Genomic DNA, 20,280 nt, shown 5'->3' with positions numbered 1-20,280 from the left:
TTTTATACTGTTTGTGAATAATATTTGATGGATTCAGCCGCAATAAATTCTTTTATACCAACACTAGATCAGGTAGACAGTTGGTACGAAATATTTACACTTTTACCAATATTAATTGCACTAGAATTATTATTATCAGCTGATAATGCTGTCGCACTAGCTTCTCTTACTAAATCTCTCAACAGTTCGGAATTAAGGTCAAGAGCCTTAAATATTGGGATAACAATATCTTTATTATTTAGAATTATTCTTATTATACTATCTAATTTTCTTCTCAAGTTTATTTTTATTAGGGTTTTTGCTGGTTTTTATTTAATATATTTATTCTTCGCTAATGTTTTTTTGAATTCTGAAATAGAAAACGCAGAAAATGGCACAGATGATAATAAAAATAATTTTAGGTTCTTAAGGGTTGTAGCACTTCTTGCAATTACTGATTTTGCATTTTCTATAGACAGTATTACTACTGCAGTAGCTATTAGCGATCAGTACATATTAATAATATTTGGAGCATTAATTGGGGTATTAGCCTTAAGATTTACATCAGGGATTTTTCTAAAACTTCTGGATATATTTTCTAGACTAGAAACAGCGGGTTATGTAGCAATTTTAATTGTTGGGATTAAACTTTTACTAAATACGTTAATTAAAGAATCTATTCTTCCAGACTATTATTTTTATATTTTGATTCTTTTTGCTTTCTTTTGGGGCTTATCTAAAAAAGAATCTAAAACTTAATCTGAGAGATATTCACCTACTGAGGGCTTTAACTGTTGTATTAATTGCTTTTTGCTAGATATGTTTTTGCCTTCAAGTTTTGCTTCTAACAAAATAATCGGATCAGTTTTAGTTGAAATTATTATTCCTTCATTTTCTATAACAGCAAGAATAATACCTGGTTTTGAATAATTGCTCATCAAATAGTATTTTTCATTATTAATTTCTTCACTGCTCAAAACTTTAATTTTAATTATTTTCAGGTTCATACCTCTAAATATTGTATTTGCTCGTGGGTATAATGCTTTTATTTTTTGAGAAATTTTAATTGCCTCATTACCCCAATCCAATTTATAGTCTGATTTTTCAATCATTCTTGCGTAAGTAATTTCTCTTCCAAGGGTATTTTGTTTTGCTAATTGAGAATTAGTATTTTTATTAATATTTTCTTCGAGTAAACATGTAGCATTTAAAAATAATTTTGCAGATAAAATACTAAGTTTTTCCGTTAGTGTTTTTAAATTATCATTATTATCGATTTTAATTTTTTCTTCCAACAAAATGTCGCCAGTATCTAGTCCTTCATTCATTTTCATAATTCCTACTCCAGTATATTCATCGCCTTTCATTAGGGACCATTGTATTGGGGCAGCACCACGCCATCTTGGAAGTAATGAAGCATGTGCGTTCCAACAACCTAATTTTGGGATTTCTAAAATCTCTTTGGGTAAAATTTTTCCATAAGCTATAACAATAAATAAATCACAAGATAGTGATTTAAGTTCATTTATAAAATGTATATTTTCTCTAATTTTTTCTGGAGTATAAATTTTTATAGATTCTTGCTCGGCAAAGCTTTTAACAGGTGAAGATATTAATTTATTTCCCCTAGATCTTTTCTTATCGGGTTGGCTAACTACTGCAATTACCTCGTGCTTAGATTTAATAAAAATATCAAGGCTCGCAAGGGAATATTCAGGTGTCCCCCAGAATATAATTCTCACGCGTCACCAGTTATTGATAATTCATCTACCCATATATGTGGAGAAACCCCACTTGTTGTTACCTCCTGGTTTAATTCAATATTTACTATATTTTTTAAAAGATATTTGATATCCCCTGCAACAGTTGCAGATTCTATTGAGATTTTTGTACCGTTTTTATATAGCCATCCATCAAATGGAAGAGAGAATGAACCTTGACTTGCTCTGACACCTGCATGGATTGCATTTAATTCTTCAATATAAACAAATTCTCCATCATAAGTAGAGTGATCTAATGATGTTTTGAGATCAAGGTTTTCCTCTGATTTCTCAACTACTATCCAATCAGTAGATACAGAGACTTTTGATCCTAGTCCAGCATGGCCAGTAGGAGTTGTTTTAAATATTCTTGCAGTTGATTCAGAATGTATAAAATTTTCAATTCTACCTTTGTTAATTAAACATAATCTTTTCGTAGGGGTTCCTTCTCCATCAAATGGTGATGAAGAAATATTCTTTTCGTGAAGACCATCATCATAAATATTAAGTGCTTCTGTAGATAGCTTTTCTCCAATAGAATTTTTATTAGATAAACTCACTCCATCTAAAATGCTTCTAGCATTAAAAATTGAGCTAAAGGCATTAATGATCGTTAAAAAAGACTCTGGAGAAAAACATATTAAATATTTATCAGTTTTAATAGATGAATAATTTAAATGAGAAATTGTTTTATTCGAAGCGTCTTTAATACACGACTCTATATCTAAATCATCAACTCCATATCCAAGTTTTACTGAACCTGAGCTACGAGGTTTCCTATCTTTTTCTTCAGCTCTTGCATATAAATAGAGTGCAGCTTGACTTTTGGTATAACTTCGAAAGGCACCATCACTATTTGCATAAACTCTCTCATAAAAACTCTCAGATAAACCATTATATGGAACAGATTTGATGGATTCATGACTTTCTAGTAGTTTTACTTCCGCTTCTCTTAAAAGAGTAAGTAATTTTTTAATTCCAACAGGATTTCTTTTTTTTAAATCCTTAACTTTAATAGGATCATTGGCTAGTGGTGAGAATTCTGTCCTTTCATTCTTGTTGCCAAAATCAGAAGCAATATTTGCTTGATTTAGAGCCTTTTTAATACCAGATTCACTGATATCACTTGTTGTAGTAATACCAACTAGATTAGATTCATTCCAAACTCTTAAAGTTAAAATTTGCTTTTGTGATGCCTTAAGTTGTTTAGCTTCGCCTTTATCTACTTGTACAGAATAATCATTAGAAAAGCTTGCACCATAATCCCATTTTTTAAGATTTAGTAAATCTGCAGCTTTGGAGATTTGAGTTGTAATTTCTCTTGAATTCATATCCTATCTACCACCAACAGTTATTGAATCAACCTTAATATGAGGTTGGCCAACAGTTACGTTTACACTTCCACTAATGGAGCCACAGAATCCAGGCGCTAATTCAAGGTCATTCCCGCACATTGATATTTTTGGCATAACTTCTTTAGCCTCTCCAATCAAAGTAGCTCCCTTTACTGGGTTAGTTAATTTTCCATTTTTAATTAGATATCCTTCTTCTACTGCAAAATTAAATTGTCCTGTAGCACCTACACTGCCTCCACCCATAGATTTGCAGTAAAGACCATCACTAATACTATTTATTAAATCTTCTTTGGAGTACTCACCTTTAGCTATATAAGTATTTCGCATTCTTGAAGCTGCTGCAAATGAATAATTTTGCCTTCTTCCACTCCCTGTTCTTTTATGGCCAGTTCGTAATTCACCTGCTCTGTCGGATATGAATTTTTTTAAAATACCATCTTTTATAAGGATTGATTTCTCCGGTTCCATACCTTCATCATCTACTGATAATGAGCCAAAGGATCCTTCTGATATGCCTTCATCTATTGCTGTGACTGATTCATGAGCAATTTTTTCATTCAATTTATTCTCAAAAGGTGTTGTCCCTCTCTCTATTTGTGTAGTTTCAAGCAAATGTCCACAGGCTTCATGAAATATAACGCCACCAAATTTATTAGCTAATACAACAGGCATTTGTCCAGCCTCAACATAATCCGCATACAACATATTCATTGAACTTTCAAAAACTTCATTTGCTGCTTTTTCATGATCCCAGAGTCTAAATTCATTAGGCATTCCTGATGATCCAAATCTTCTACTCCCACTAGATCTATATTGGGCATCACTAGCAATTACGTTAAGACCAACTGTTTGATGCAACCTAATATCGGATGTATAGGTTCCATCGCTGGAGGCTATGATTACTTCTTGAAGATTTCTAGAGTAACTTCCTTTTCTAGTTATTATTTTGTTATTTTTTTTAAGAGACTTTGTGCTGACTAATAGCTTTTCACTTATCTCATGAATTGATGGAACTTCATCAATCCATGTTCTCTTGGATAAACTATAATCCCTAAATTTATTTAGACCGTTAAATACTTCTCTATTTTTTTTGTCAGTTATATCTAACATCTCAATAGCTTGAGATACTGATCTCATAAGGCCATGTTTTGTTAAATCATTAGTACTTACAAATCCGTCCCTTTTGTCTTTGAAGATTCTAATCCCAGCTCCTCTTCCAAATGATGGACTTACACTTGTAATGTGATCCTCTTCAGCAAGTACACTTGCGGTATCGGTATTTTCTATAAAAATTTCTACAAACTCAGCGCCGAGTCCCATCCCATAGACAATAATTTCTTCTAATAAATCTTTATTGCAACTACCAAATTCGATTTCATTAGATTTAATTTGTGAAGAAAGCATATGAGTATAGAAATTTGCTCTGTATAAAAGATTATCTAATCGCAGGTTGAAAATCTTTGCTATCTAGAGGTTTTAATAAGTATAGTCTTAATAGCTGGTAACCGTTTGATAAATAGGTAGGTAATTTCTTTAAAGTTTTAGATACTTTATTTCCATCACTGTTAGCAATATCAGAAAGGAACTTATTATTTTCAACTATTTTATCTAGTCTTCCATAAAAAGATTCATGGTATACGTCTAATACAACAGGGAAAATTCTAGCAGAAGTTTCATTTGTTTTATTAATAACAAACTGGTCGTAATCTCTAGCATTTAACCCTAAAGAACTGTAGAAATCTTTTTTGATTCCCAGATCTCTAGCATACATGGTTGCAAATACAGCCAGTAGAAAAAACCTTGACCATAATTTAGATGTTAATGGAAGATTGTTCAAAAAGTATCTGAATCTATGAAAATAATCAAATAGCGGATGAGTAAAGGTAGAGCCCCCAATAGTAATTTTTTGACTTAAAGATTTAACAGTACGAGGTTGTGCTTTCATTAATGCGTCAAAGAAATCACCATGTCTATTTTCGTCTTGACACCAATTTTCAAAGTAATTAAATAGTGGAAAAATTTTGCTATCTGGATTCTTTTCAAGATGTCTATAAATTGCGATGTATCTCCAATAACCTATTTTTTCAGATAAATAAGTAGCGTAAAAAATACTTCTTGGTGGAAAATAAGTGTAATCTTTATTGGCTGTTAGGAAGCCTAAATCTAACTGTAATCCAAAGTCACTCATTGATTTATTCAAGAAACCTGCATGTCTAGCTTCATCTCTGGCCATATGAGCAAAACATTCTGCAAGAAGAGGGTTTTTGTCTTTAATTCTCCTGCTTAACTCCTTATAAAGTAAAAAACCTGAAAATTCTGAAGTACAACTTCCCTCTAGAAAATCAACAAAAAGTTCTCTTGTCTCAGGATCTAGTTTTTCTGCAGCTCCTTCAAATTCACTATTCCTAACAAAATGATGCCTATTGTAGTCTTTCCTAAATTCCTCACATATAGCTTCCAATTCCTCCTCATTTATTGATAAATCCATATTTTCCATTGCCTCAAAGTCTGTTGTATAGAACCTTGGAGACAAAATTGTTTCCTTTGCTGGAATTTTTCCTTTATTTGCTTCTTTTTTATTTTTAGATTCAATAATTGATTGAGACATCTTTTCTTTTATTTATTATTACTATTATTTACTATGATTTGTATTTTCGAGGGAAAAGTTAACTAGGTGTCATTCTTTTTTATCATCAATTTACTCCTATTAGTTTTTGCCCATTTAGTCTCTGCAGTACTCTTGAAATGATTAATTTTAGAGTTATCCTTTTTTCGTCAATTAGAAATGATTCAATAATACTGGGTTTTTGATTTGGTTTAGATAAAGAAATACTTTTTAATGAGGTTATATCCTCCTTCTCAAAAGATAACCAAAAATTACAAGTTTGCTTAATTTCACAATTTATTACCCAACATTTATCTCCAGCAATTGGTCTGTTGGTGTTTTTGAGATTAATATTATTTATTTCTAATCCTCTTTGATTGATTTCTTCAATTAAAGCAGGAATCAAATGAATATTTATAAATTCTTGGAATGGCTTTTTTTCTATAGGGGGTTCTTTTATTTGCTTGGGAATAGTTTTAACTGGTGAATCATTGTCCTCTTTTCTATCAACTTTAGGAACAAGACTATTTTTTGAGTTATTGCTATTTTCATTTATATTGATTTCTTTTTCTTGATTATTTATTTTTTCTGATTTTGATACATTTATTTCCGATGAATTGGCTTCATTAACATTGTCTGATATTTTATTGTTTAGTTCTAAGTTTTCTTCCATAAAAAATACTAACGATACCTCATTATAAATAAAAAAGACAATTTTTATAAATTAACTTATTTAGTTTTCTACCAATCATTGTCATCATTGTCCCAATCATCATTGTTATTGGAACTATTTGAATAATTTTGATCTCTTTTCATATAATTTTCTTCCGTATTTTTTACTACTCTGTAATTAACAGATATTGTTGGTTGAGCATCTCTGATATCCCTTTGTGGAGGTATCTCAATATTAGATTCGCTATCTTCTTCAAGATTTAAAGGTTCATGATTTTCTTCTATATTTTTGAAATTATTTTTTTTAAAACTAGAAACCGTAGTATTTAATAATGTGCTTATAAATAAACCAGAAAAAAATGAAATATTGATTAACTTACCTATACTTGTTTCTTGGACAGTCCATTGAAAGAATCGAAATGAACTCTTCTGATTGTTATTTGTATATAGTAATGTTTGAAAGATTATTATTAAAAAAATAGTTAATAATAAAATTTTTCTCTTAAAAATCATTCTAAAAAGTAATATATATTATTTTTGATTATTGTTCCCATTATATTTTTTTGAAGATTTATTTATGATAATTCTAGATCAATTTGATATTTAAGAATATCGACTTTTATAATTTGAACCTCTATTTTATCTCCAATTTTATATGCTTTCTTAGATTTCCTACCAATCAATAAATTTTGTTTTGATCTATATTCATACCAATCATTATTAAGAGTACTAACGTGAACTAGACCTTCCACATTTATTTCTGATATTTCAACAAAAAAACCATAACTTTGCACTGACAAGATCAACCCACTATAAATATTACCTAATAAATTTTCGGCCTTTCTAACTTTTTTTATACTTATCATATTAGATTTATATTGATTTACTTTATACTTATATTCATTTACTTTATCTATTACAAACTTGTTAAATAATGAATCTATATTCTTTGAAATTGATGAATTAAATATATCCCAATTTACTAACTTCAATGAATTACTCTCAACTATATTTATTTCATTAGCATTATTTTTTCTTGATTTCTTCCCATTAATTATCATATTAAAAATAGTGTACTGGTTTAAAAGATTAGTGAATTCATAGCCAGGCATTGTCCATGGAGAAATAAATAGTTTTTCTGATTCATCATGATCTTCATTTTTAGAAATCAGGCTTACTTCATTTTCCTTAAATTCATTAATTAAAAGTTTATGTAAGATTCTTTTTTTATTATCATCTGCGCATAACTTAATTACTTGGCTAAAAGATAAATTACCATCTTCATTTAACTCCATATTAGTATCTATAAATTCTGAATATTTTATTATTTCATTTGCATTAATGTAATCTAACCCCTTTAAGTAGTAGCCTGCACTTTTTAAACCGCATTGATTTGAATGTTTGAACCATATTAAATTCGCTTCATGTAATATTGGGGAAAGATATGTTTGACAATCTTCTTTTATTAAGGGTTCAAAGTATCCTTTTGAATATTCAGCTGGGTTGTGAATAAAAAATTCATCTAATGATTCAATTTTATTAAGTGGTGCAGGAATTTCGACTTTACCTTCCAAGAGATGTCTTTGTCTGAATGATGTGGAAATTTCCAGTATTTCATCTAAATCCTCAATATATTCCTTTATGGGTTTTAATAATCGTGAGGTAATTCTAGTTTTACTTTTTCTTGATAGAAGAGCTTCGGTATGATCGCTTCCAACAATAAGAGAGCATCTTACTAAAGTAAGATGAAATGACCATTCAGTTATTTCATTATCACTATTTAAATGCAAGCAGAGGCTTATTGCTTCATTCTTTTCACCTAAGTTAAATTCAGAAGCATTTCTTAGGGCTTCACTAAGGTAGTTTTGCCAATTATTTAACAAGGGTAATGATTCAAAGCCATTAATGAATGTTTCTAAGGATTTTTTACTGTTTAGTTCTACTCTTTCTGCAAGATTATTTGTATGTATCCATAATTTAGTACTACTTTTCCCCGCTTTTTCTATTTGAATCATTGGGAGCATTGGAGAACTATCGGAATTCCAACTTTTGAACAAATAAGAGTTTTTATCAGATAAGTCTATTCTTTCCCTTTTTTCTATCTTCTTAGATTCAATTAGATTTTTATTACCTAGCTTTACGATATTGCTTTTTGATAAAACAAAATCTGTATCTAATTCCTCATCATTATTTAGTTTTAGTTCTTGTATAACGTGGCCTATTCCTTCTTCTTGGCCTATAGGAAATCTATCAATCTCAACTTTTACTACATTCTTATTCTCTGGATTGTAGGTGTATTTCTTATCCTCCTTTGGAAGTTTTATTTTAGAAAGAATCCTATCATCTATAGGAATGGCATATATATCATTGTTAATTGTTTCAACTTTAGAAAGAAGTATTTGATTTGATCGTTCAAGAATACAATCAACTATTCCCTCCGGAGATCTTCTTCTGTAGCCCTCTTTTATGATCCTTACAAAAACTTTATCTCCATTCCATGCAAAATTAAGTAGATTTTCTTTAATATAAATATCTTCTTTGTTTTTTTCCCTTACGGCAAAGCAATAACCTTTGCTGCTACACCTTATCTTGGCAACAATATGATTGCTATCTTTTGTGCAGGTATATTCATTGTCTGAATTTTTATTTATTATTTCAAGCTTTTCTAGCGCTGTTAATGCGATATCTAATTTATCCTTATCAGATTTCTTTGTTATCTTTAATGATCTGCATAGTTTTTTATATTCTAAGCCTTCTGAATTATTAAGATTATCAATTATTGAAGATGTTGTAAACATGGAATAGAAAAAAAATTATAAATTAATTAGGTTGTACATACTCCATTATTACACCTTATTATCCAAGCTTAAAACTAATTTTTTTCGTTGTCTTCTTTTTCTTCCTTGTCGATAGTAAATGAGTTTATAAAAAGTTTGATCCCAATAATAAAAAATGTTATTGAGGCTATTGATTTAAGAACTACTTCGGGTAAAAAACTTGAAATAGTACCTCCTGTCAAAGCTCCTATTAAGCTTGCAAAGACAAGCGCAGAAGAGGATCCTAAAAAAACTGCTAATGGTTTATTTGAAGTGCCGCTTATGGTTAAAGTAGCTAGTTGGGTTTTGTCGCCTAATTCAGCTATGAAAACGGTTATAAATGTTGAGAGTAATAAACTTAAAACCATTTATATATAAATTTTGAAAGTATCATAGGCTAAAAATACACTAATAATTACCATTAAAGCTCCTGTAAATAAAGCAAATTTGCTTGGAGATATTTTTTTTGATAACCATTTTCCAATTAGGACTCCAACTACACTAGAGCTAATCAAAGCAAGAGAACTTCCAATAAAAACAATTATTGGCCTACCAGATTCAGCAGAAAGCATTAGTGTGGCTATCTGGGTTTTATCGCCAAGTTCTGCAATAAATATTGTTGAAAAAGTTGTTATGAATATCGATAAGAAACTTTTTTCGATATTGTTATCTTTTTTATCTGATTTACTATTCATTTTCCTGAAACTGCGATATTAAAATTCTTCATTTCTTTACTTTTATATCCATAATTTGATGAAATATGTTGTTTGCAACAATCTATAAGGAATTTATCACCAGAATTCAAATATCCTTTAAATGCAATTGAGAATTGATTCACCCTGCAAAAGTGGGGTCTAGTTTCGTAAATTAAGCATTTTTTATTTTCTCTGTCCAAATTTTTACACCATCCGTCTTTAGCAGTCATTGAATTTATCAAAGCAATATCTTCTTTGTTAAGTTTGTCAGCCAAGTCGCTTCTTTCGTTCAAGTCGAATTTACAACAAGCTCCACAATTTTCTATACATGTCCATGATTTCATAATTTAATTCAATCTTGTAACGTATCAGTACAGTTCTTTCATTTATTTGTAAAAATAGTATCACAAAACATATTCATTATTATGGCAAATCTTATTGTATTAGGCGTAGTTGCTCTATCAGGACCAGCAATAATTGCTCTAGTATTTTTTAGAAATAAATAATCTCCTTTGTGAATACTAATCTCGAAGGTGTTTATTGGGATTTAGATGGTACTATCGCAAATACAGAATTAGAAGCTCATTTACCTGCTTTTAATCTAGCTTTTAAGGACTTTGGTTTAAATTGGAATTGGGAAACTAATAAATACATCCAGCTTTTGAGAATTAACGGAGGCAAAAATAGAATTGCCTACTATTCTAAATCAAACGATGATGATTTATCAGATGATTTAATTATCAAAATCCATGAAAAGAAACAGTTTCACTATTTAGAAATTATAAAAAAAAATTGCGTTAACTTTAAAACTGGAGTTTTTAGATTAATAAATGAATTACATAGCAAAAAAATAAGGCAATTTATTGTTACTTCAAGTTCTAGAAAGCAAGTTGATTTACTCATTAGATATTTATTTAATGGTTTCAATCCATTTGAGTTCATTATTTCAAGTGAGGACGTTGAATTAAAGAAACCAAATCCATTACCTTACTTAAAGGCAGTTAAATTAAGTGGCATTAAAAAAAATAACTCAATAGTTTTTGAAGACTCGAATCCAGGATTGATATCTGCCTTAGCAGCTAACCTGCCTACAATTTTTGTTCCTTCTAATATCCCAATAGTTCTTGAGGAAAATATTAAATTAGATTGTATTTTAGACAGTCTAGGTGATGAGAACAATGTGGCAAATGTAATTAAAGGTCCTAAACTTAAAACACCATATATTGACCATAGCTTCCTAAGTGATTATTTAAAGACTGTTAGCAATGCAAAAAACTAAGTTTTCAAGGATTACCTATCAATTAAATAATGTATTATTTGGTTTTCTCAGTGATACTTGGAGGTCAAAATCTATTGGTCTAATTTCTGTTTTGACAGGTTATTTTTTGTTTGCAAATTTTATTACTAAATTTATATCCGAAGGTAAAAATGAATTAATTATGGTTCCAATAATTATTGTGTTTATTGAAATTATTATAAGAATTAAGCCCTCCTCAAGTTCAATATATTATGATCTTTGGTCCGTAGTTGATAAATTAAGAATTGGTGCAATCTATGCAGTTATACTTGAAGCATTTAAGCTAGGATCTTAAAACCTATTCTTCTTCTTCTTCTTCAATAGGATAAACAAATCCTTGAGCTTTCCCAGTTAAAACTGATTTACCTAATGATATAGCTTTCTGAGCTGCTAATGCTGCTTTTCCTTTCCAGACAGCATGCCTATGATTCCTTTTGCTTTTTGATTTTTTCTTCTTTGGTACAGCCATTCTGTTTCTTTATTTCCTTATAATAATATAACCTTTAAGTGGTTATCTCCCAAACTTTTGAGTATATTTTGTTTATATACCTCAATTTTATAAATAAGCATATATGCTTTATTAATCACTTTTAAAGATTAGTGTTTAGATCAAAATTCTCATATTCAAATTCTAAATCAAGTTATTCGGATCTTCTAGAAGATATAGAGTCGGGAAACATAGAATCAATATTTTTCTATCCTAGGCAGAGAGAAATTGATGTCCTGTATAAAAATGGTGATAAAGTTAAAATACCTATACTTTATAACGATCAATTAATCCTTGAAAAGGCTACTGAAAATAAAGTAGAACTTACTATCAACAATAGTAGAAAAGAAGCTTCAGCAGCTAATTCGTTTGCTTCAATTAGTCTTTTCCTGATTTTTATATTAGCTATAGTTTTAATCTTGAGGAGTACATCAAAACTAGCTTCAAGAGCCTTTGGTTTTAGCAAAAATCAGGCTAAATTTATAACAATTGATGATGTAGATACGAGATTCGATGATGTAGCTGGTGTTCCTGAAGCCGCTGAGGAATTAAAAGAGGTAATAACTTTTTTGAAAGAACCAAAGAAATTTGAAAATCTAGGAGCAAAAGTTCCTAAAGGAGTTCTTTTAATTGGTCCTCCAGGAACAGGTAAAACATTATTGGCTAAAGCAATTGCCGGTGAATCAGGAGTCCCTTTTCTTTCAATAGCTGCATCAGAGTTTGTAGAACTTTTTGTTGGTGTTGGTGCAAGCCGAGTTCGGGATCTATTCTCTAAGGCTAAGGAAAAATCTCCTTGTATAATTTTTATTGATGAAATTGATTCTATTGGTAGGCAAAGAGGATCTGGGATCGGAGGTGGAAATGATGAAAGAGAACAAACCCTTAATCAGCTTCTAACTGAATTAGATGGTTTTGCTGATAATTCTGGGATTATTGTTTTAGCAGCAACAAATAGACCAGATATTTTGGATGCAGCATTATTAAGACCAGGAAGATTTGATAGAAAAATAGAAGTAATGCTTCCAGATTTAGATGGAAGAAAAAAAATTCTTTCAGTTCACTCACTTTCAAAACCACTTTCAAGCGAAGTTGACTTAGGCTATTGGGCTTCTAGAACAGTTGGATTTTCAGGGGCAGATCTTGCAAATTTGATGAATGAGAGTGCTATTCACTGTGCAAGAGATGAATCTAAACTAATCAGTGATCTTCATATAGAAAATGCTCTTGATAAAATCACCATCGGCCTTAGAAGTTCATTAATATCTTCTCCAAATATGAAGAAAATTATTGCTTATAATGAAGTAGGTAGAGCAATTGTATCTGCTGTGAGAAATGGAATTGAATCAGTTGATAAAATTACAATTCTACCTAGATCTGGATCTCTAGGAGGATATACAAAGATATGCCCTGACGAAGATGTAATTTCTAGTGGCTTGATCTCAAAAAAATTATTATTTTCAAAAATTGAAATTGCTTTAGCTGGAAGAGCAGCAGAAACTATAGTTTTTGGTGAAAGTGAAATCACACAATGCTCAATAAATGATATCTCTTATTCAACAAATATTGTAAGGGAAATGGTTACGAAATATGGATTCTCAATTATTGGTCCAATTTCAATGGATTCTGATAATAATAAAATGTTTTTGGGAGATGGATTATTTAGAAGAAAGCCTCTCATAGCTGAAAATACTAGTTCTAGAATAGATAATGAAATCATAAAGATTTCTAAAATTTCATTAAATAATTCAATAAAAATATTAAAAAAAAATAGATTCTTACTAGATAAATTAGTTGAAATACTTTTAAATCAAGAAACTATTGATAAACAAGAATTTAAATTAACAACATCTAAATTGTTGAAAGTTTGATTTGATTGTTTTAAATTAAATCATAAATAAAATATTTATCTTGATAATTAAAAACAACTCAACAAGGTTAATAATTACACTTTCATTCTTGCTTATTATTCCTTTTGTTCAAAAACAATGGTTTAATTTATATTTATTCAGTATTAATAATATTTCTTTTTATTCGATTCTTTACTATTTGAGCGGCACTATATGCCCATCTTTGATATGTTTAAACTCATTAAATAACTATACAAACTATAAATTTAATAAGAATAAAATTTATAGTAAAATAATAATTAAAGGAAAAGCTTTATTATTCTTAGTAGCAATAAATTTGTTATTTCTTTCTTACTTAATAGCTGATTATTTATATATAAATTTTGATCTTGTATCTAATTTATTTCTGCAGGGAATTAAATTAAAACAACCTGATATTTCTCAGTTATCTTTTTTCATGCTTTTAATTGCTATTTTATTAATTTTCAAGAAATCTAGACTTTTATTTAAAAAATTAATATTAGTAAATTTTATTTTGAGTTCTTTTTGCATTTGGTATATACAAATTAATAATATTAATATTGATGATCAGTTTCATATTTATAGATATTTTGGTTTGAATGACATAAATATAATTAATGTTTTTATCTTATTTGCTATTGAAATATCTTTTTTTATGTGGTCTTTTCTATCGTATAAAACTAATTTAAGCGATTGGATTGTTAATATACCTCAAAAAAGGGATATGATCCCAATTCTGAATATTTTTATTTTTTATTTTTTTATAATTATTTATTACTCAATACTTACGTAAAAGTTACAAATCCTTCTATAGCGCAGAAAAATATTCTTTACTACCTTTGGGGTCTTCTAACATTGTTTTCTCACCGGGGGTCCAGTTTGCTGGACATACTTCATCTGGATTTGCGGCAACGTATTGATAGCCTTGAAGTATTCTTAGTGTCTCATCAACATTTCTGCCTACAGGGGCTTTGTTAACAGTCGTATGCATAACTATTCCTTCGGGATTGATAAGAAATAAACCTCTATCTGCCTCTCCATCATCATTTAGAACATTGTATGATTGGCAAATTTCTCTTTTTAAATCAGAAACTAATGGATAGTTAATATCGCCTATTCCTCCCTCATTTCTCGGAGTTTGTATCCAAGCCAAATGACAGTGTTTGCTATCCACTGATACACCGAGTATTTCCGTATTAAGTGATGAGAAATCTTGATATCTATCACTAAATGCAGTGATCTCGGTTGGACATACAAATGTAAAGTCTAATGGGTAAAAGAATAAAACAACCCACTTACCTCTTAGACCTGAAAGTGTAATCTCCTTAAACTCTTGATCATATACTGCTGTAGCACTAAAATCTGGTGCTTCTTGGCCAACTCTTAAGCTCATGGAATAATTTGTCCTTATTTGAATTATGTAAGGTCTAAATGACCGTAATAAGTATTATAATTTTATTAATAATAAATTAGCAAGTTTTTTTTAATTCAATGAAATGGCATTATTCCTTTACAAGGAAATTTACAATTTTGAACCATAATAAACTTTTAAAAAATCTCAAAAAGGAGTTAATCAAATATCCCATTAATAGGCTAGATAATAAAAATTAAATTAAAGTAAATTTTTTTTATTTAAGATTCATTTAAATTCAACTCTTTATAATAATTTAAATTATTCTTTTAAGTGATTTTTAATTATGGCTAATTATATTGAAAGGCTAAAGAATAAAATGAAAATTAAAAAGTTCGATTCTAAGCAACCAATAGGAGCTTGGATTTTCGTTATAGTGTTGAATATAGTTGGATTTGCGGGTTATTTCTACTTAAAGTTAAATCATATTCAACTAGGTAGTTGATAAATTATCTTATTTCTTTTTTGATTGAGCGACAAAAATTTCTTAATCTTTCATTGCTCGTTAAGTCAGGTAAAGTCCATATTGATTCTGTTTCCGGTATTGGATCCTTGCTCCATTCTTTGAATTCTTCCATTATCGATGCATTGTTCAATTTTGATATTACCTTTTTTCGTTTTCTTAAGTATTTTCTAATAACTGTTAAATTTGCCTCTATATATTCCCTCATAATTAATACTAAATTTAGTATTAATCTATCATCTAGCCTAGCCTAATTAACTGGAGACCTTGATTAGACGTTTTGTACTGCTTGAAAAAGTCCAAATGAATAACCTCCTATTAAGATCCAGCCAAGTACACTTGAAATTATTGTTGATCTTCTATTGTGTCTTCTAATAGCTGATTCAATCATCTGATTTACTTCATCTCTATTAAGAAATTCTTTCCTAGAGTCTTTTTTCATTTTTTTTTTTTTTTTTTACAATAAACGAATTTATAAGAAAGTGAGCTTATTATTTTAACTTAATAGTTAAATTTTTATTTGAAGTATTTATAAATGTTTTTTTATATGTAGCAACAAATATATTAGAAATTTTAGGCGTAATTTTTAAATTCTAAGATAGACTTATTTCATTAAAACATTAAAGTTTTTTGAATTATAAATAATGAATATCAATGATAAATCTGTTCTAGAAATGCTTAATAAACTTATAGCTATTGATAGGCTAAATAAAACTCAAATGCTCCAAATGGTTAATTTAGTTCCTCTATCTAATGATATCAATGATTTAAAAGATAATTTAAGATGGGAAAGTTCTAAATCATTTCATTGAAATTTTTAAAGTACATAAACTATATGGTGGATAGATATTAATATTTGAAATTTAAATAAGAGATTAAGGACTAGTTAAATAAATAAATTACAAATTATCAATAAAAACTAAAAAAAAATTAATTCATATTAAACAGATAAGTTTTTTAAATAAATTTTTGGTGATAAGGTTTTGTTATAAGAAAATTCCTCTTGATTACGAGGGTTAAGTGTCGTTTCCTTATCCTTATTCAATGATTTAACTACTATTGTAGTAGTGAGGATTATTATTAATGTGATTAGTAAATCTCCAATAGTTATCCCTCTCTCCTTAAGATTCATACCAAAGAATGTATTTTTTTTAATATAGCCTTTTTATTTAATAATTTAATAATTTTTACAATCATGTCAAAAAAGATATATTAAGGAAACATAAAAAGAATATAAAAAAATTAAGACATAAGGCTGTTAACTCCTATATAAATTAATAGATTTAATTTTTTAATGGATATCAAAAAAGAAATTGGTAGTTCTAACACTCCTGATTTTTTCTCTAAAGAGATGATTATCACAAAAAAGTCTCTTAACGAAAATCAACTCAAATATACTTATCAAAAACAGTTAATCTCAGATCTAGATTCTAAGCACAAGGAATGGTCAAAATTTGTTAGCAGTTAGTTTTAAAAGCTTTCGTTAATTATATTTAAAAGTTTATTTCTTTTATTTGTGTTTTTCTCTTCCCAATGAAGTGTTACTTCATCATTAATAGTAGGTTTAGCTTCATAAGCTAAGTACCATAGAATAAATCCGGCTGGCAATATTAATATATGCATAACAAAATTGGTTGACTTAAATTAAATATAGTGCAACACTTGTAATGTGCAAGTGTGACACTTCGAATTTATTATTATGCCCTCGCAGAGGAAAAGAATTGGGTTTTTGCCAAGTGAAGAAATTCACGAAATTATAGATAAATTGTGCTTAGCAAATGAATTTAGTCAGTCAAAAGTTACAGGTTTATTGGTTGAAGAAGCTTTAAGGTCTAGAGGAGTTTTAAGCGACTCTTTTCATCCTGATAATAGTGATAAACAAAATTTCATCAATTATTCCTTTGAACAAAAATCATTTTCTAAAAACAATAAATACCCAGGTAATAGTGATGATTATAAAGTTAATAAAAAAATATTCTCCGATAATATAAAAATGATGCATGAATTTATTGAGTTTAAGTATTTCAAGAAAGTTATGAAGCAAAATAACAATATTTTGGAATAAGAGGTGTCACACTTAATAGCGTTTATGTTAAATAGCTTTTCTATATGATGTAGCAATTAAACAATAATAAATATTTATGAAACTATGTCTAAACAATTGCTAAAAAAGGGATCCTAAAATTAATTTAATCTTTATATTTCAGCGGACTAAATCCTCGTGGAGAAATGAACCTTAGTCCGCATTAAAAAAATAGCAAAAAAGTATTAATACAATAAACATTTTTATTATCGATCTAAAATTGGAAGATTAAACCCATTTATCTTAATGACAGCTACTGAATTAAATGAAGACACACAGGATCAAATATATGATCTTCTTGAATATCTGCAGCAAATGGAGAAACTAAAAAATAAAGATATTCGTATTTTACTTGATAAAATAGTTAGGAAGTATGGAGGAAAAGTAGTAAATAAATGAAACGCTTATTAATCCCACTATTTGCTGTTCTTGCTTTACCAAATGCAGTTCATTGCTCCCATTTACATAATCAAAAAGAACTTATAGTTACTTCAGAAAGCACTAAGGAATCTATTGAGTTTGCAAAGTACCTTAAAGATAATGGTGTAGTTAAATATTCAGCATATTGGTGCCCTAATTGCCTTTATCAAAGTGAACTTTTTGGTAAGCAAGCTTATAAGGAACTTAATGTGGTTGAATGCGCAAAAGATGGCAAAAACAGTCAAACTCAATTATGCATTGATAAAAAAATTCAAGGGTTTCCTTCATGGGAAATAAATGGAAACCTAATTTTAGGTGTGCTAACACTAAAAGAACTATCCAAATTGACTGGATATAAGAACTAATGATCAATTATGAAGATTATTAATTAGATTAAGTAGTTGTTTATTCCCTTCTTATAAGTCAATTCTTGAGACCCTTTCATGCATCCTGACGCTGGATAACTAATTACTTTTTTTGATATTACACCAATACTTATAGCAACTATCCCAATTCCAAATATCGCTTTGGATCTTTTTCTTTCAAGGAGAGATTTCATTGTGTATTAATAATTACTAAATAATAGATAATTTAAAATTAATACGAGGATTTTTTTTATTTTCTAGAAGGAAAATTAAGCAATCCCAAATGTAGAACTTTTAAAAAAAAGCTTTATATTACACGGATATTTTTGAAAATTCTTAACCATTAAATTTTGATATTTCTTTCTAGAAAAATTATTAATTTGAGTTTTTTATTGATAATTAATATTCTAGACTATTCTTTTATTTATCGAAGATAAAGTATTAAACGTTACTCAATGAATGGCTTTGCTACTGGAAGAAAAGAAGCAGTTGGACTATTACATAAGGCAGCAAAATTAAAAACTAAACTTGATAGCTAGGAGATGATGTAATTATCCCCCACGTTTAATCTGCTCAAGAGTTCCAATCCACGAAAACAGAAATGTCTTTATAGCTCCATGAATAAATTCTGGAGTTGTTGGGTAGCCAGTTTTCTCAAGAACAATTTTGGCAAAATTAATTTATAGCAAAAATTCTTAAACTCCCGCTACTTTTCGTTCCGTATGTCGTTTTTTTAGAATTGAATAAGCTTGTGAAGCCCATTTTCGAGAAATATCAAATTCAGCATCTAACTTCTCTCTAAGTAATTTACCAATTTTAAATACTTCTACGAAGCCTAGATAAATTATTACCAGCACCTTAGTTGTGTTTACTGCAATAGCTGCTATCTTTTCAATTCTTTGATCTTGCATTTGAACTTATTCAACTCCACTAAAATTACCAGTTGTAAGAAATTATGCAAATGTTTATCAAATTAAAAATAATTTCTATAAATACTAGTTTTCTTCCAACCTTCTTCTAATAACTGTTTATATTCTTTTCTTGCAGCTTCTATAGTTTCTACTCTGCTTCCTTTTATTACTGGTTTACTTGATCTCTTGTAAACGCAAGCATAACTAATCATCATTGCATCAATAGAAGGAGATGGCTTGGAAACATCTTCAAATGGTTCAAATACTTTTATTCTTGATCTATCTTTATTTATCAAAATAAATTTTTCCATTACTGCTGATCAATTATTGACTGCTTAAATTCTAGTTTTCTTGCAAGTCTATGAATGGCTGACCATGTTGCTTTTTTCCTTTTAGACAAGGATATTACTTGCTGTTTATTTTGTGGAGTTGAATTGTACTTCTTTAAAACTTTTCCAAGTGCTATAGGATTAATTAAATTATTCATTACTCTTCATAGTCAATTTCATAATCTTTGATGTCTTCGAAAACAGTAATAAAAGACTTTTCTATTAAATCCTTACCTTTCCAGATTAGTTTTAAAAGTGTGCTCCTTTTATCTTTTGTATCAGTTCTTTTAAAATTAAAAACTAAGCTAGATTTGTATTTATAGACAAACCTAAATCTAGTGGCATGGTAGGTCTAGCTTGAGACATACGATTGACTTGTAAATAATATTTTATCTCGATTTCTCTCGATCAGTCTTAAACATTTTATCCATATTGAAATCCAATTGTTGATCCTTTATCCGTATATGTCTGTACCTCAAACCGTACATCTTTTTTAGTCGGTTGGTTACTTAGTCTAGTTAGAACTTAGTAGTAGCAGCCATGGGTTCAAATGTCTTCAACATCAATCAGATCTTGTAAAAAATATTTACTAAGTTACAAAGATTCATCAAACAGTACACATCAAATAGGTTTCTATGCTCGCGATGCATATGACTGCCTGATGCTTGCTAGAGAATTTAATTCTTTTATACATGACCATCCAAATTCTGTAACCAGAATCCAACAAAAATTTTGAGGTAATTAATTATGAATTTAAAAAGATC

Annotated in this window: 30 protein-coding genes; 10 read left to right on the top strand and 20 right to left on the bottom strand. The window is 29.0% G+C overall.

What is annotated here, in order from left to right:
* Positions 1 to 27: 27 nt before the first annotated feature.
* Entirely contained in the window at positions 28 to 738 is a 711-nt protein-coding gene (locus EU96_RS0109135) for a TerC family protein (RefSeq protein ID WP_032526601.1), read from the top strand.
* Here EU96_RS0109135 and fmt read toward each other — a convergent pair.
* The 10 genes from fmt to EU96_RS0109120 form a co-directional block, all read right to left on the bottom strand.
* Complete coding sequence (gene fmt, locus EU96_RS0109130) at positions 735 to 1,721, bottom strand: methionyl-tRNA formyltransferase (protein WP_032526600.1); 987 nt, start codon at positions 1,719 to 1,721, stop codon at positions 735 to 737. The genes EU96_RS0109135 and fmt overlap by 4 nt on opposite strands.
* A complete protein-coding gene (locus tag EU96_RS04785; protein ID WP_032526599.1) occupies positions 1,718 to 3,070 on the bottom strand; it encodes a TldD/PmbA family protein in 1,353 nt (450 codons plus the stop codon). Before EU96_RS04785 ends, fmt begins: the two co-directional genes overlap by 4 nt.
* A 3-nt stretch (positions 3,071 to 3,073) precedes the next feature.
* A complete protein-coding gene (locus EU96_RS04790) occupies positions 3,074 to 4,498 on the bottom strand; it encodes a TldD/PmbA family protein (RefSeq protein WP_032526598.1) in 1,425 nt (474 codons plus the stop codon).
* Positions 4,499 to 4,529: 31 nt separating this feature from the next.
* Positions 4,530 to 5,702 carry a magnesium-protoporphyrin IX monomethyl ester (oxidative) cyclase gene (acsF, locus tag EU96_RS04795; protein WP_032526597.1) on the bottom strand — a complete coding sequence of 391 codons (1,173 nt, stop codon included), beginning with the start codon at positions 5,700 to 5,702 and terminating at the stop codon, positions 4,530 to 4,532.
* 85 nt (positions 5,703 to 5,787) lie between these two features.
* Entirely contained in the window at positions 5,788 to 6,372 is a 585-nt protein-coding gene (locus EU96_RS04800; RefSeq protein WP_032526595.1) for a DUF2996 domain-containing protein, read from the bottom strand.
* Between the two features lie 68 nt (positions 6,373 to 6,440).
* Positions 6,441 to 6,884, bottom strand: a complete 444-nt coding sequence (locus tag EU96_RS04805; protein WP_032526594.1) for a hypothetical protein — start codon at positions 6,882 to 6,884, stop codon at positions 6,441 to 6,443.
* Positions 6,885 to 6,946: 62 nt separating this feature from the next.
* Positions 6,947 to 9,169 carry an RNB domain-containing ribonuclease gene (locus EU96_RS04810; protein ID WP_032526593.1) on the bottom strand — a complete coding sequence of 741 codons (2,223 nt, stop codon included), beginning with the start codon at positions 9,167 to 9,169 and terminating at the stop codon, positions 6,947 to 6,949.
* Positions 9,170 to 9,243: 74 nt separating this feature from the next.
* Positions 9,244 to 9,555 (bottom strand): TMEM165/GDT1 family protein, encoded by a 312-nt coding sequence (locus EU96_RS09790; protein ID WP_072014691.1) that lies wholly within the window; start codon positions 9,553 to 9,555, stop codon positions 9,244 to 9,246.
* A complete protein-coding gene (locus EU96_RS04815) occupies positions 9,556 to 9,882 on the bottom strand; it encodes a TMEM165/GDT1 family protein (protein ID WP_032526591.1) in 327 nt (108 codons plus the stop codon).
* Complete coding sequence (locus EU96_RS0109120; protein ID WP_032526590.1) at positions 9,879 to 10,226, bottom strand: YkgJ family cysteine cluster protein; 348 nt, start codon at positions 10,224 to 10,226, stop codon at positions 9,879 to 9,881. Before EU96_RS0109120 ends, EU96_RS04815 begins: the two co-directional genes overlap by 4 nt.
* A 170-nt stretch (positions 10,227 to 10,396) precedes the next feature.
* On the opposite strand from EU96_RS0109120, the gene EU96_RS04820 reads away from it, so the two are divergent.
* Positions 10,397 to 11,161: an HAD-IA family hydrolase gene (locus EU96_RS04820; RefSeq protein ID WP_032526589.1), complete on the top strand. Its 765-nt coding sequence runs from the start codon at positions 10,397 to 10,399 to the stop codon at positions 11,159 to 11,161.
* A complete protein-coding gene (locus tag EU96_RS04825; protein WP_032526588.1) occupies positions 11,148 to 11,474 on the top strand; it encodes a DUF565 domain-containing protein in 327 nt (108 codons plus the stop codon). Before EU96_RS04820 ends, EU96_RS04825 begins: the two co-directional genes overlap by 14 nt.
* Before the next feature lie 3 nt (positions 11,475 to 11,477).
* Here the strand turns inward: EU96_RS04825 and rpmF are convergent, their stop codons facing one another.
* The gene (rpmF, locus tag EU96_RS04830; protein ID WP_025930363.1) at positions 11,478 to 11,648 is read right to left on the bottom strand and encodes a 50S ribosomal protein L32; all 171 of its coding nucleotides are present in this window, start codon (positions 11,646 to 11,648) and stop codon (positions 11,478 to 11,480) included.
* 131 nt (positions 11,649 to 11,779) lie between these two features.
* On the opposite strand from rpmF, the gene ftsH reads away from it, so the two are divergent.
* Positions 11,780 to 13,534: an ATP-dependent zinc metalloprotease FtsH gene (gene ftsH / locus EU96_RS04835; protein WP_032526587.1), complete on the top strand. Its 1,755-nt coding sequence runs from the start codon at positions 11,780 to 11,782 to the stop codon at positions 13,532 to 13,534.
* 808 nt (positions 13,535 to 14,342) lie between these two features.
* On the opposite strand, the gene EU96_RS04845 is transcribed toward ftsH, so the two are convergent.
* The 3 genes from EU96_RS04845 to EU96_RS10245 all read right to left on the bottom strand — a co-directional run bounded on the left by EU96_RS04845 (position 14,343) and on the right by EU96_RS10245 (position 15,850).
* The gene (locus EU96_RS04845; RefSeq protein ID WP_032526585.1) at positions 14,343 to 14,927 is read right to left on the bottom strand and encodes a peroxiredoxin; all 585 of its coding nucleotides are present in this window, start codon (positions 14,925 to 14,927) and stop codon (positions 14,343 to 14,345) included.
* A gap of 467 nt (positions 14,928 to 15,394) precedes the next feature.
* On the bottom strand, positions 15,395 to 15,541 hold the full coding sequence (locus EU96_RS04850) for a hypothetical protein (RefSeq protein ID WP_440589343.1): 147 nt from the start codon (positions 15,539 to 15,541) through the stop codon (positions 15,395 to 15,397).
* A 138-nt stretch (positions 15,542 to 15,679) separates the two neighbouring features.
* On the bottom strand, positions 15,680 to 15,850 hold the full coding sequence (locus EU96_RS10245; RefSeq protein WP_193741322.1) for a hypothetical protein: 171 nt from the start codon (positions 15,848 to 15,850) through the stop codon (positions 15,680 to 15,682).
* A gap of 202 nt (positions 15,851 to 16,052) precedes the next feature.
* On the opposite strand from EU96_RS10245, the gene EU96_RS10240 reads away from it, so the two are divergent.
* The gene (locus tag EU96_RS10240; protein WP_193741321.1) at positions 16,053 to 16,220 is read left to right on the top strand and encodes a hypothetical protein; all 168 of its coding nucleotides are present in this window, start codon (positions 16,053 to 16,055) and stop codon (positions 16,218 to 16,220) included.
* A 128-nt stretch (positions 16,221 to 16,348) separates the two neighbouring features.
* On the opposite strand, the gene EU96_RS04855 is transcribed toward EU96_RS10240, so the two are convergent.
* Positions 16,349 to 16,540, bottom strand: coding sequence for a hypothetical protein (locus EU96_RS04855; RefSeq protein WP_032526582.1), 192 nt, complete (start codon positions 16,538 to 16,540; stop codon positions 16,349 to 16,351).
* A gap of 162 nt (positions 16,541 to 16,702) precedes the next feature.
* Between EU96_RS04855 and EU96_RS10235 the strand changes: the two genes are divergently transcribed.
* Positions 16,703 to 16,876, top strand: coding sequence for a hypothetical protein (locus EU96_RS10235; RefSeq protein WP_193741320.1), 174 nt, complete (start codon positions 16,703 to 16,705; stop codon positions 16,874 to 16,876).
* A gap of 2 nt (positions 16,877 to 16,878) precedes the next feature.
* Here EU96_RS10235 and EU96_RS10230 read toward each other — a convergent pair whose 3' ends face one another.
* A complete protein-coding gene (locus EU96_RS10230; protein WP_193741319.1) occupies positions 16,879 to 17,031 on the bottom strand; it encodes a hypothetical protein in 153 nt (50 codons plus the stop codon).
* A 76-nt stretch (positions 17,032 to 17,107) separates the two neighbouring features.
* Here EU96_RS10230 and EU96_RS04860 point away from each other — a divergent pair, with 76 nt between their 5' ends.
* The 3 genes from EU96_RS04860 (at position 17,108) to EU96_RS04865 (ending at position 18,276) form a co-directional block, all read left to right on the top strand.
* On the top strand, positions 17,108 to 17,473 hold the full coding sequence (locus tag EU96_RS04860) for a hypothetical protein (protein ID WP_032526581.1): 366 nt from the start codon (positions 17,108 to 17,110) through the stop codon (positions 17,471 to 17,473).
* 264 nt (positions 17,474 to 17,737) lie between these two features.
* A complete protein-coding gene (locus EU96_RS10225) occupies positions 17,738 to 17,890 on the top strand; it encodes a hypothetical protein (RefSeq protein ID WP_193741318.1) in 153 nt (50 codons plus the stop codon).
* Entirely contained in the window at positions 17,887 to 18,276 is a 390-nt protein-coding gene (locus EU96_RS04865; RefSeq protein WP_032526580.1) for a hypothetical protein, read from the top strand. The genes EU96_RS10225 and EU96_RS04865 overlap by 4 nt, the downstream gene beginning before the upstream one ends.
* 23 nt (positions 18,277 to 18,299) lie before the next feature.
* Here EU96_RS04865 and EU96_RS10220 read toward each other — a convergent pair whose 3' ends face one another.
* From EU96_RS10220 to EU96_RS10215, 4 genes are all read right to left on the bottom strand, one after another.
* Complete coding sequence (locus EU96_RS10220; protein ID WP_193741317.1) at positions 18,300 to 18,470, bottom strand: hypothetical protein; 171 nt, start codon at positions 18,468 to 18,470, stop codon at positions 18,300 to 18,302.
* A gap of 501 nt (positions 18,471 to 18,971) precedes the next feature.
* A complete protein-coding gene (locus EU96_RS04870; RefSeq protein WP_032526579.1) occupies positions 18,972 to 19,187 on the bottom strand; it encodes a hypothetical protein in 216 nt (71 codons plus the stop codon).
* Between the two features lie 62 nt (positions 19,188 to 19,249).
* A complete protein-coding gene (locus tag EU96_RS04875; protein ID WP_032526578.1) occupies positions 19,250 to 19,498 on the bottom strand; it encodes a DUF1651 domain-containing protein in 249 nt (82 codons plus the stop codon).
* Positions 19,498 to 19,674 (bottom strand): hypothetical protein, encoded by a 177-nt coding sequence (locus EU96_RS10215; protein WP_193741316.1) that lies wholly within the window; start codon positions 19,672 to 19,674, stop codon positions 19,498 to 19,500. Before EU96_RS10215 ends, EU96_RS04875 begins: the two co-directional genes overlap by 1 nt.
* 392 nt (positions 19,675 to 20,066) lie before the next feature.
* Between EU96_RS10215 and EU96_RS09785 the strand changes: the two genes are divergently transcribed.
* Positions 20,067 to 20,252, top strand: coding sequence for a hypothetical protein (locus EU96_RS09785; protein WP_072014680.1), 186 nt, complete (start codon positions 20,067 to 20,069; stop codon positions 20,250 to 20,252).
* Positions 20,253 to 20,280 lie beyond the last annotated feature (28 nt).

The organism is Prochlorococcus marinus str. MIT 9302 (genome assembly GCF_000759975.1).
GTDB classification, from domain to species: Bacteria; Cyanobacteriota; Cyanobacteriia; order PCC-6307; family Cyanobiaceae; genus Prochlorococcus_A; species Prochlorococcus_A marinus_M.
This window is presented reverse-complemented; position numbering and strand designations above follow the sequence as displayed.